This window comes from Thalassospira sp. A3_1 (assembly GCF_017744215.1).
Lineage (GTDB): Bacteria > Pseudomonadota > Alphaproteobacteria > Rhodospirillales > Thalassospiraceae > Thalassospira > Thalassospira lucentensis_A.
In genome coordinates this window covers 625,454-637,154 of sequence record NZ_JAGHQQ010000003.1, presented here as the reverse complement: position 1 = coordinate 637,154, position 11,701 = coordinate 625,454, and the positions used below count along the sequence as shown (strand labels likewise).

General features: G+C 54.3%; 10 protein-coding genes. 8 read left to right on the top strand and 2 right to left on the bottom strand.

The annotated features are described in order from the left end of the window. The first annotated feature begins 122 nt into the window (after nt 1-122). Both J7395_RS16410 and J7395_RS16405 read left to right on the top strand, forming a co-directional pair. Nucleotides 123-488 carry a hypothetical protein gene (locus tag J7395_RS16410; RefSeq protein ID WP_209222443.1) on the top strand — a complete coding sequence of 122 codons (366 nt, stop codon included), beginning with the start codon at nt 123-125 and terminating at the stop codon, nt 486-488. 23 nt (nt 489-511) lie between these two features. After that, nucleotides 512-964, top strand: coding sequence for a M67 family metallopeptidase (locus J7395_RS16405; RefSeq protein WP_209222441.1), 453 nt, complete (start codon nt 512-514; stop codon nt 962-964). Here the strand turns inward: J7395_RS16405 and J7395_RS16400 are convergent, their stop codons facing one another. Together J7395_RS16400 and J7395_RS16395 are read right to left on the bottom strand one after the other, a co-directional pair. Further along, nucleotides 965-2,158: a glycosyltransferase gene (locus J7395_RS16400; RefSeq protein WP_209222439.1), complete on the bottom strand. Its 1,194-nt coding sequence runs from the start codon at nt 2,156-2,158 to the stop codon at nt 965-967. Beyond that, nucleotides 2,155-2,655 (bottom strand): winged helix DNA-binding protein, encoded by a 501-nt coding sequence (locus J7395_RS16395; RefSeq protein ID WP_062949235.1) that lies wholly within the window; start codon nt 2,653-2,655, stop codon nt 2,155-2,157. Before J7395_RS16395 ends, J7395_RS16400 begins: the two co-directional genes overlap by 4 nt. 326 nt (nt 2,656-2,981) lie before the next feature. On the opposite strand from J7395_RS16395, the gene J7395_RS16390 reads away from it, so the two are divergent. The 6 genes from J7395_RS16390 (at nt 2,982) to J7395_RS16365 (ending at nt 11,700) form a co-directional block, all read left to right on the top strand. Then, nucleotides 2,982-4,772, top strand: a complete 1,791-nt coding sequence (locus J7395_RS16390; RefSeq protein ID WP_209222437.1) for a type I secretion system permease/ATPase — start codon at nt 2,982-2,984, stop codon at nt 4,770-4,772. Next, nucleotides 4,769-6,151, top strand: a complete 1,383-nt coding sequence (locus tag J7395_RS16385; RefSeq protein ID WP_062949233.1) for an HlyD family type I secretion periplasmic adaptor subunit — start codon at nt 4,769-4,771, stop codon at nt 6,149-6,151. The genes J7395_RS16390 and J7395_RS16385 overlap by 4 nt, the downstream gene beginning before the upstream one ends. A gap of 331 nt (nt 6,152-6,482) precedes the next feature. Then, nucleotides 6,483-7,277, top strand: a complete 795-nt coding sequence (locus J7395_RS16380) for a calcium-binding protein (RefSeq protein WP_062959699.1) — start codon at nt 6,483-6,485, stop codon at nt 7,275-7,277. Between the two features lie 69 nt (nt 7,278-7,346). After that, complete coding sequence (locus J7395_RS16375) at nt 7,347-9,599, top strand: glycosyltransferase (RefSeq protein WP_209222435.1); 2,253 nt, start codon at nt 7,347-7,349, stop codon at nt 9,597-9,599. Then, nucleotides 9,596-10,441, top strand: coding sequence for a class I SAM-dependent methyltransferase (locus J7395_RS16370; RefSeq protein ID WP_209222433.1), 846 nt, complete (start codon nt 9,596-9,598; stop codon nt 10,439-10,441). Before J7395_RS16375 ends, J7395_RS16370 begins: the two co-directional genes overlap by 4 nt. Further along, a complete protein-coding gene (locus tag J7395_RS16365) occupies nt 10,438-11,700 on the top strand; it encodes a glycosyltransferase family 4 protein (protein WP_209222431.1) in 1,263 nt (420 codons plus the stop codon). The genes J7395_RS16370 and J7395_RS16365 overlap by 4 nt, the downstream gene beginning before the upstream one ends. Nucleotide 11,701 lies beyond the last annotated feature (1 nt).

The window sequence follows — 11,701 nt, the reverse complement described above, 5'->3', positions numbered from 1 at the left end:
TTTGCAAACTTGCAATTGGTGTTTCTTGTCGGTATGGCCTTCAATGTTGTCTTGTTCTGCATGCTGTAATAGCAGCGTGGTGCAAGATCAGGCTGTTGATCAACTTATCAATCGGAAATGTGATGCGCGTTATCAAGATTCTGGTCGCTTTTATGGGAGTGCTGATCGTCGCGGGCGTCGCACTTGTGGTTTATGGGGTATCGCGTCAGGAAGATGGTGGCATTGTAACCGATGACGCAACGCCGTCTGTACCGGTTGCCGGGCAGGTTGACGCATCGTCCGGTCTCGATCCGAAACCGGTTGCGCAATTGGCACCGTTCGGAACGATCAATATCGATCTGGCGCCGGGTGAAACGCTGGTCGATTTTTCCCGGCAGGGAAGCGAGGCAACCGTCCGCCTCGAGGGTCGTCAGGGAAGCCGTCTGGTCGTTGTATCCTTGCGGGATGGCACGATCCTTGGGCAAATCCTGCTGGTGGAGCCGCAATAGACCGTTTTCTGCAAGGTGGTTCGATGACCGGATCCGGGTATGTTGTGACGTTGCCAGAAAGTCTGCGTGACGAGGTTTCGGCCTTGGCAGTCAATGCCTGGCCTGAGGAATGCTGCGGCCTTTTGGTTGCAAACGCAGACGATCCGACCACGATTAGCCGATTTGTTGTTTCGAGCAATATTGCTGCGGATCCCTTAACGACATTTGAAATCGATCCGCAAATCCTGATTACAACGCATCGTTCGGTCCGTAATCGCGGTGAGGTGATTGCCGGTTGCTATCACTCGCACCCTAATGGCGATTGGCAGCCGTCGAAAACAGATCTGTCACGTGCCGAGGAAGCCGGTTTCCTGTGGCTGATCATCGCCACCGATAAAACGGGCCTTGCCGGATACGGGTTATATCGCCGGATGCCTGAACATTCCGGCGATGCAGGCCTGCGCCATTTCATGCGTTGCGAGATTTCCGAAACCTGATCACCGCTTTGCCATCCGTTCGATCAGACCGGTCTGTCTTTCAAGGCATTGGTGCAAGGCAAAGTTTCGTGTGATCGTAAGGCGCGAAAGCTTGCGGATTTCGCGAAGACGTTCAGGGTGTGCCAAAGCTTCCGCCATTGTTGTGGCAAGCTGATCCTCGTCCCAAAAACCGCACATCAATCCGTTCTTTCCATGACGAATGATATCCCGGCACGGTCCGGTATCCGATGCGATTACAGGTGTTCCGCATGCCATGGCTTCAAGGACTGACCATGACAAAACAAACGGATATGTCAGATAGACATGGGCCGAACTGATCTGGAACAAGCGGATCAGCTGGTCATGCGGAATTTGCCCAAGAAAGGCAATTCGGGACGGATCCATGCCGGTTTCTGACATCATGGCGTCACGCCATTTCTTTCCGTCACTGCGGGGGGATCCATAACTGATGCCGTCACCACCCGCGACGATAAAAGTAACCTCCGGGTTTTGACGGGACAGTTTTGCCGCAGCACGCATGAACTGCGGGAACCCGCGATAGGGTTCAAGGTCGCGCGCGACATAGGTGATTACCGGATCACCCTGCCGGACAACGCGGCCATCGGGCAGGATCAGTTCTGCTTTTTCATCCGGGCGGCAGCGATGGATATCAATACCATCATGGCAAATCCCGATCTTGTTGTGGAAGCTTTGCGGGAAGGCAGCTTTTTGCCAAGCCGTTGGGCTGATCCCGGCATCAATGGTTTCCAGACTTGAAAGCTGCGCATTGTTGCGCAACCGAAGCTGGGTTCGCTTGGCCAATGTAACCGTTTCGGTCGGATCGAAACCGACATCACGCCCCTCGGCATGATAGTAATGTTCGCAATAGCCGATCAGTGGTGTCTTGCGCAGGACATCCCGCGCAAACATCATGCCGCCCCAGCCAATATGCCCATAAACAATATCGGGTGGACCCTCCTGTGCGACGAGTGAATCGAGTGTTGTGGCGGCCTGCATGCCGATTTGATGGTGATATTGCGGGAACGGGGTAGCTGGAGGGGGCGAGGTAGCCCGCTGACGCAGGACACGAATGCCGGGAAGTTGAACGTTCATTGCTTCGCAAAGGAAGGAAACCTGCCATCCGGCATTTGCCAGATGACAGGCCAAGTGAACAAATTGTCCCGGTCCATGGCGGTGGACAAAGACAATTTTCATCGGCGACTGCGAAGCTCCTGTGTCATGACGGCGCTTGTTACCGGCACACCGCCATAGCGGAGGGTCTGTGTCCAGAATTCCTCCAGGCGCCGCAAGGTGCGAAGTGCTGTTTCCATTTCCTGCTGGTCTTGCAGGTCATTGGTCAGTGCGTTGTGATATTCCTCGTGGAATTCATGGAGGGATTCACACAGTTCATGCCCCTTGCGGGTAAGTTTGATTCTGGCAGACCGTCGGTCACGGGCCATCACATGGCGTTCGACATAGCCCGATTCAGCCAATTGCTTCAGATTATAGGATGCATTCGATCCCATGTAATGGCCGCGATCAAGAAGATCCCGGACCGAAAGTTCATCGTCTCCGATGGTAAACAGCAACGCAACTTGTGCGGGGCTGATGTCATCTTTGCCGAGTCGAATAAGATCTACACGAAGCAGATCAGCAAAACGCCGATAAATACGCTCGACGGTGTTTGCTAGTTCAAGATGAGTGACGGTCATGTTGTTTGATCCGTTATCTGGTCCCAAGCGAGAGTTGATGCCATGGTCTTTCGACCGTGGCAGGCCTTTCGTGTGGGGAAGATAACAGGACGTTGCTCTTGAACGGTTTTTCCGCACGCCCAATTCTTCCCTCAGTTTGCTCGTAATTTCGAAGTAATTTGAAAGTATTTTTATTTTTAAATTACTTCGTCTTATTCTGTTTTTACATTGTCAGATCATGAACATGAGATCGACATATTTGATTTTATTGTAGATCATCATGGCATCGCAACTATGTGATTAGATTGCGGAAAAACTATGACTTTTGGCTGATTGGATGAAAATCAATGCATTTTGGTCGTAAAAACACGCCAAAAACCGCAGAAAGCAAAGCTATCAGACCGTCGCTGGATGCGAAGTCCGTCATCCGCGAGGCAAGATACACTTTTGTTCGTGGCCTTGGATGGGCCGGGGTCCTGAGCGGCTTTATCAATGTTCTGCAACTGACCGTGCCGCTTTTCATGCTTCAGGTGCATGATCGCGTCATCAACAGTCAAAGCACCGATACGCTGAAATTGCTGCTGGCAATTGCGGTCGGCGCTATCATTCTATACGGCATCCTTGATTTCATTCGGGCCCTGATCTTTCAGGAAATGGCCAAATCATTACTGCGTCGCCTGAACTTGCCTGCGATTTCGGCAGCAATGAGCGTCGCGCTTGAAAAAGGGTCGGTACAGGGGACGCAGGTTCTGCGCGACCTGTCCGATCTGCGTAATTTTATCAATGGCAATACCATTGGTGCACCGCTTGAAGCGATCTGGTCGCCCATTTTCCTTGGTGTGATGTTTGCCCTGCATCCGTATTACGGGATTGCCGGCCTTGTGGCGGTGCTGATCCTGATCGGGCTTAGCCTGTTGGGGGATTTGCTGGTACGCCAGATCACCAAGGAGGGTTCTGATGCCAATCTGCGCAATATCGGCGATATCGGGTCAACCGTATCAAACGCCGAAGCCATCGAGGCGATGGGTATGTTGCCAGCTCTTGCGATGCGTTGGCGTCAATCGCAAATCCATGCCAGCGAGCTGCTTGATATCGGTAATGCCCGTAGCAAGGGGATGTATTCTGTCTCGCGTTCTGCCCGTTTCGGCATGCAGATTTGTGTGCTGGCGATGGGTGCATATCTTGTCATTCAGGGTGAAACAACACCTGGCGCGATGATTGGCGGTACGGTCATTATGGGGCGTCTTCTGTTGCCGTTCGATAATGTCACCCGCGATTGGCGGGCTTGGGTTTCAGCCCTGTCGTCATGGAAGCGTATTCGAAATATCCTTGAAGAACGTCAGTCCGAGCGTGAGATAGAACCAACGCCGCGTTCCGAAGGCCCGCTTGTTGTCGACAATCTGGTTTATGCGGTGCCGGGATCGAATGTTCCGGTTTTGCGCGGTGTGAATTTCGACCTTAATCCCGGCGAAATTCTTGGGGTGGTCGGGCCATCCGCAGCGGGCAAATCAACCCTGTCACGTGTTCTGGTGGGGGCTGCAAAGCCGACGGCAGGCGGTGTGTTTCTTGATGGGCACAGTACCTATCTTTGGGAACGCGGATCGTTTGGCAACATGGTCGGTTATCTTCCTCAATCCGTGTCACTTCTGAACGGAACCATCCGTGAAAACATCGGTCGCATGCGCGAGGCAAATCCGCGCAAGGTGATTGATGCAGCCCGTGCGGCTGGCGTTCATGAAATGATCGGTCGTTTGCCGTTGGGCTATGACACGCCGATCGGGGCCGGGCGGCATACATTGTCCGGCGGGCAGCAGCAGCGCATCGCGCTTGCACGTGCATTGTATGGCTGGCCCCGTCTTCTGGTACTGGATGAACCTAATGCCAATCTTGATGCCGAAGGCGAGGCGTCTCTGATCCGGGCGGTACGTCAGGCTGCGGATGCGGGGGCGATGGTGGTGCTGATCGCGCACCGCCAAAGCATCATGCAATACGCCCACAAGCTGCTTGTCATGCAGGATGGTCGGGTCAAGCAGTTTGGTGAACGCACCGATGTGATCCGTTCGATGACGCAGGATGACAATGACATCAAAAGCCTGCCGTCGATCAAACGCAATCAGCAAAACGGGGGTGCGGCATGAACCGTGTAATCAATGTCGATGATCGTGGCGAGGTCATGATCCCGGAAGATCCGCAACCTGCATGGTATCAGGTGCTTGATGAAGAGAGGACGGCGTCTCGCCAAAGTCTGCGCAAGCCGATCATGGCAGGTATTATTGTGATCGCTGTTGGGTTTGGCGGTTTCTTTTCCTGGGCTTTTACAGCTGAACTTGATAGCGCTGCGGTTGCGTCAGGCTCGGTAATCGTGGATTCCCGCAAAAAGGTCGTGAACCATTTCGAGGGCGGCATTTTGAAAAAGCTGCTGGTCGAGGAAGGGGAACGCGTAAAGCAGGGCCAGGTTTTGATGCTGCTTGACGGGACGCGAAGCGAGTCCGAACTCGGGCAGTTGCGCGGCGAAAGATATGGACTTCTTGCAAAACTTGCACGCCTTCGTGCGGAGCAGGAAGGTCGCGACCAAATCAACTTTCCGCAGCAATTGATGGATGCGAAACAGGAATATGTTGATGACATCTTGCAGGATGAAAAGCGTCTGTTTGGCAAGCGTAACGAGGTTTATGAAGCCAAACGGAATGCTCAGGCCAAACAGATAGAACAGTTTGACGCCGAGGCCCGTGCGCTTGATTCCCAGATCAATGCCCGCACCCGGCAGGAAAAGCTGGTTGCCGAGCAATTGCAAGGCATTCGCCAGTTGGCCGAGAAGGGATTCGCAACGCGTACCCAGTTGGTCGAAATCGAGAATAACTGGTCAGATCTTGTCGGCGATATGGGCGAGTTCAAAGCGCAAAAAGCCGCAGCAGAACAGCAAAAAGCCGAAGCTGAAATCAATCTTGCGTCGATTGAAATGGAATGGCAAAGCGACATAGCAACTGAAATTCAGGAAGCCCAACTGGCATTGAACGATGTCAGCCAGCGTCTTCGTGCCAGTGAAGATGTCCTGAACCGGTTGGAGGTCAAGGCACCGCAGGCCGGAACTGTTGCCAATATTCAGGTCCGCACACCGGGCGGTGTGATCAGTCCGGCAGAGCCGATCATGGATATTATCCCCGAAGACGAGCCGCTTTTGATCGAGGCGATGATCAATCGCCAGGATATTGATTCGGTTCATGTCGGGTCAAAGGCCCAGATCAAACTGACGGCATATAGTCAGCGTCGCCTGGCGCCACTTGATGGCGAGGTTAAATATGTTGCAGCAGACCAGACGGTCGATGAGCAGCGCGATTCTTCCTATTACATCGTTCGGGCCGCAATTGACCCTGGTGCATTGGCAGAACGCGATGACATTGAAATTCGACCGGGTATGCCAGCAGATATTCTGATCCTGAAATCGCCCAGAAAGGCGATTGACTATCTGGTAGATCCGATCACCGAAAGCATGAGCAAAGCGTTCCGCGAGGACTGATTTTCAGAAATGCTGCAGGCGCGAAAGCCGCAGATTGAAACGTCTGCGGCTTTTTCTTTTCAAGTATTGTTCAAAAATAAAACTAAATATAAATCAAATAAAAAATGAATACTTGTGAAATAATTCAGGAATTATAATGTAATTCATGCCTTAATCCATAATATTGACACAATAAAAACACGAGAATATCTTCCTAAGATAAAAGAAAAGAATATAGGGTTGCTGTGTGGCCGATCTCAGGGGGCCTCTAGCGCCTTGAGGGAACGGCCAACCTCTCGTGAGGGGATAACCCCCGCGATGTCAATAATGTTGGGACACGAAGGAGGATTACATGGCAACTCTCGAAGGCGGCGCCTTTGATGATGCGCTTCTAGGGTCTCGTTTCAGCGACGTGATTTTTGGACGTGGCGGTGACGATACAATCTTCGGACAAGGTAATGATGATGTTCTGTTCGGCGAAGAGGGCGATGACGTCCTGTTCGGTGGCGCAGGCAACGACGTTGCCATTGGTGGCGAAGGTAGCGACATCCTGTTCGGTGGATCGGGTAACGATGTACTGATGGGGGATTCCGGCAGCGACCTGATGATGGGTGGCTCCGGTGAAGATGTTCTGTCAGGTGGTGCCGATGACGACACCATGCTTGGCGGTTCGGACAATGATGTCCTCGATGGCGGCGCAGGCGATGATCTCGTGATCGGTGGATCCGGTGATGACATCATGCTTGGCGGCGAAGGCAATGATCAGATGTTGGGCGGTTCTGGTGACGATGTTCTCCAGGGCGGCGCAGGCAATGATCTTATGCTCGGCGGCGCAGGGGACGATGTCCTTGACGGTGGTGCCGGTGACGATCTGATGATCGGTGGCTCGGGTAGCGATACCTTTGTCTTCACCGGTGGCGGCGGTAACGACGTCGTACTCGACTTCACGGTTGGCGAAGACATGCTTTCCATCAGCAACAACATCAACGACACCGGCATCGAAAGTGCCGACGATGTTGCTGCGCGTGCAACGCAGGATGGCGCCAACACTGTTATCGACCTTGGCAATGGGGATTCCATCACCCTCAACAATGTCGATGCAGAAGACGTCCAGGACAATCCGGACAGCTTCTTCAGCGTCCAGTAATCCGAATGATGGCGTCCGCAACTTATGTTGCGGGCGTCACCCTGAACTTCTTGTGAAGTGAAAATCGCCATGCTCGAATTTGCCTCGTCCGAAGCTGTGCGGACGACCGGTGACGCGCCGGAAGTTTGCCTGCTTAACCCTGAAACATTGCTTCTTATATGGGATATGCCGACCCGTTTGTGGGCGGTGCCCAAGCTTGAAACTACCGAAGGCAAAGCAATTTCGCCGCAAGCCACATTGCGTCTGCCTCTTGGCGGCGGAGGAACCCGCCTGCTGCGTGTTATCCGCAGACCCAAAGATGCACCTGTTTCATTTCTGGCTGAAGCAGGGACCCTTGGCCGCAAAGATGAAATTACAATTGATCCGGATGGTGATTTTGAATTCGCCAGCGCAGGCATGCTGCTGGAAGATGTTACGCCATCAGGGCGATTGTCGCTGATGTCTGCGTTGCTTGGTGCATGGGCCAGCATGTTCCGCACCCGCCGCAGCAAAAGTTACACCATATTCCTCAATAAGCTCGTTTCCGAAATTGTCGATACGCCCCAACGCGCCAAAGCGGTCGCGAAGCTGTCCGATCAGCAAATCCTGATCTCGGCCGGGCTGCCGGTGGCATTTGGCGAAATCGAAGCCGTTTACATCGTTTCCTCCTTTGGTTTCCGCCGCCTGGCGCTTCCGCCGCATGAAAGCAGCGAAGGTCCGCAGGGCAAGAAACAGACCTACATGATCGCTGATCGCGACGGCACCGAGAACGGTGCCTATCTCGTCGTGACCGGCGGACGCGCGCTGGCCATTCGCCATCTGGCGGCGACGCCAGTTTTGCCCTCGTTGTCGCGATGGTGGCTGGCGCGCGGCAAATCCGATGCCGATCTGCGCGAATATATCATCGGCGCGATGGCTCGTGGCGACACCAAGGCCCGCAAGGCCGCCCTTGAATTCCAGTTGCGGTGTCCGCTTTCAAGCCAGCGGGTAACCGGTGGCGGCGGATTGCCGAGCGGCGAGGTCGACCTTGCCGTAACCACGGCACGCGGCACCCTGATTGGCGGTTGGTATCGTGATCCGGCTGAAATGATTGCCGGGATCGATATTCTTGACAGCAAGGGAACGGCACATCCATTCGGCGAGGGTTTCTACCGTTATGCCGGTAATGTCATGGATGATGATCGTACCGTTTCGGCAACCGGTTTCGTCGGATTTTATCGCGAAATCCAAAGTCAGGTGCCGATCCTGCAGCCGCGCAGTTTGATGCGGCTGACATCTGGCAGCCGTCATCTGATGGTGCCGACAGCACAGCCGATTGATCCGGCCGAGGCACGGGCCCGCATCCTGCGTGCGGTCCCGCCGCAACATCTGACCGACGAGATTATTGAAAACTGCCTCTCACCGGTCATTGGTGATTTGCAGCAGAAGTTGCTGGCAGCAGCCAAGATTGACCGGACCATCGAGTTCGGTGAACCGCGCAAGGAGCCGGCGGTTTCCATTGTCGTGCCACTGTATCGGGTCCTGGATTTCCTGCGTGCGCAGGTTGGTGCCTTTGCCTGTGACCCTTGGATTTCGCAATATTGCGACGTGATCTATGTGCTTGATTCCCCGGAACAGGCGGAGGAATGCGAACATCTTCTGCGCGGTTTGCATCTGCTTTACGACGTGCCGATGCGTCTGGTGGTTATGAGTCGTAACGGTGGTTATGCGCGTGCCTGCAATTCCGGGGCGGAACATGCCCGTGCGGACCTGATTGCAATGCTCAATTCCGATGTCATTCCCCATCAGATCGGCTGGCTGGAATTGCTCGCATCGAAAATGGGTGGTCCGCAGGAAGTTGCCGCAGTGGGGCCGAAGCTTTTGTTTGAAGACGGTTCGTTGCAGCACGCGGGAATGTATTTTGCCAAAAATGAACGCGGGCAGTGGCTTAATCATCATTTCTACAAGGGGCTTCCGGATCAGTTCCCTGATGCCAATATCGAACGTTCCGTTCCGGGAATTACCGGGGCCTGCATGTTGCTGCATCGCGGTGCATTCGATGACGTCGGTGGCTTTACCGAGGATTACGTGATCGGCGATTACGAGGACAGCGATCTGTGCCTTAAGATCCGCAAGGCCGATTTCGACATCAAATATGTCCCCGACGCCAGCCTTTATCATTTCGAGCGCAAGTCGATTTCAACCCACACCGATTACATGCTCGGCGTGGCGACGCAATACAATGCGTGGCTTCATGCCTCGCGTTGGCGCGACATGCTCGAAGATTTTCATGAAAACGATGTTCCGCAGAACCGGCCGCAAAACCGCGTTTCGGATGATGACGACCAGGGAGAGGCGGCATGAGCCAGGTTCTGGCATTTTCCAATCATGATGAACCGGTACTGGACGCCAAAGGCGAACAGCATCTTGACTGGCTTTGCCAGCAGATCATCGCCAATCGTTTTCTGCCGGTGCCGCCTGAGGAAGCCGTTTTTGTCGGCGATGGCGACTATCGTGCCATCGGTGCCGAATTCCTTGGGCATTTTGTACGCCGTGCAGGGTTGATGCCCGATCACGATGTGCTTGATATCGGGTGCGGTATTGGCCGGATGGCGGTGCCTTTGACCCAGTATCTTGATGCGGACAAGGCGATTTACGAGGGCATTGATCCGGTTGCGAACGGTATCGAGTGGTGCAAACGAACCATCTCGCCAGGTTATTCCAACTTTGGCTTCCAGGTACAGGATGTCAAAAACGCGCTGTACAATCCCGAAGGATCCATCGGCGGGCGTGGCATGCGGTTGCCTTTTCAGGACGGTGCATTCGATTTCACGGCAATGATCTCGGTGGCAACCCACTTGCCGCCTGAAGAAATCGAAACCTATTGCGCCGAGGTGTTTCGCGTGCTGCGCCCGGGCGGAAAGCTGTTTTTAACAGCATTTGTCATCCGTGATCCGGAAGAGCTGTCAAAGCCCGGTTGCGACCCGCGTTTGACCAGTCTGGAAAAACTTGAAAACCAGCCATGCTGGCACCTCAAGGGTGAAAACCCGATGGCGGCTGTGGGCTTTGACGATGGCTTTATCGACGGTGCGATGCGCGCCGCCGGATTTAGTCTGATGACAAAAAGTTTCGGTACCTGGCATGGCGATCAGTCCAACCATTACCAGGACTTCCTGATTGCTGAAAAACCGCGGAGGAACGCATGAACCCCCGTATCATGGTTCTGGCACATAATCATCCCGACCTGCATCCCGGCGGGACCGAGATTTTCGCCCACGATCTTTTCAATGCCTATAAGCGGGCAGGGTGCGAAGCTATTTTCGTCGGTGCGACCAACGATATCCACCGTGAACGCCGTCCGGGGACCAGCTTTCAGGCGATTAATGATGCTGGCGATGAAATGCTGTTCTGGGCCGGGCATTTTGACCGGTTCAACATGTCGCAAACGGACCTGTATGCCGTCGCGCCGAATTTCACCGAGCTTCTGAAAACGTGGGATCCGGATGTGGTGCATATCCATCATCTGGTTCTTTGGGGCATCGAACTGCCGATGCTGATCCGGCGTGTCCTGCCGCATTGCCAGATCGTGATGACGTTGCACGACTATTATCCGATCTGTCCCAATGACGGACTGATGATCCATCGCGGCACGCGGCAGCGTTATCTGGAAGCGGATCGTCTCGGCAAACGTTGTGGACTGGATGGCATTGCACCGGATCGTTTTTCGATGCGGTCGGTCAATCTGCGCAATCATCTGCGTGTTGTCGACCGGTTCCTGGCGCCCAGTGCGTTCCTGCGTGACCGTTACATCGATTGGGGTATCAATCCTGAAAAGATCGAGGTCATGCACAATGGCCGTCCGTCGGTTCCTGCTGCGCCGAAACGCGATATGGGCACGGGTATGCCCAATGTATTCGGTTACTTCGGCAACCTGAACCCCTGGAAAGGTGCGGATGTGCTACTTGAAGCCAGTCAGAAACTGGCCGCCGATGATGTCGATTTCGAACTGCGCGTTCATGGTGCTGCACCGTTTCAGACGGTTGCTTTCAATGAAAAGATCGACGGTCTTTTCGAGGTGGCCGGTTCGAAAATACACCGGATGGGGGCCTATGAACGGGCTGATATTCCGGAACTGATGTCACGGGTCGACTGGGTCGTTGTGCCGTCAATCTGGTGGGAAAATGCCCCGCTGGTCATTCAGGAAGCATTCCAGCATGGCCGTCCCGTCATCACAAGCGGCATCGGTGGCATGGCTGAAATGGTCCGTGACGGGCATGACGGCATTCATGTGCGTGCCGATGATCCGGCCGATTTGGCCCGTGTGATGAAGGACTGCGCCACCAATCCGAAACTCTGGAAAAAGCTGTCGGGCCATGTGCGCCCGCCGGCCGCCATCGACGACGTCGCGCAAAAGCACCTCATGCTGTTTCGCAAGATGATCCGTCCCGATTTCGTCGCGGCCTGAC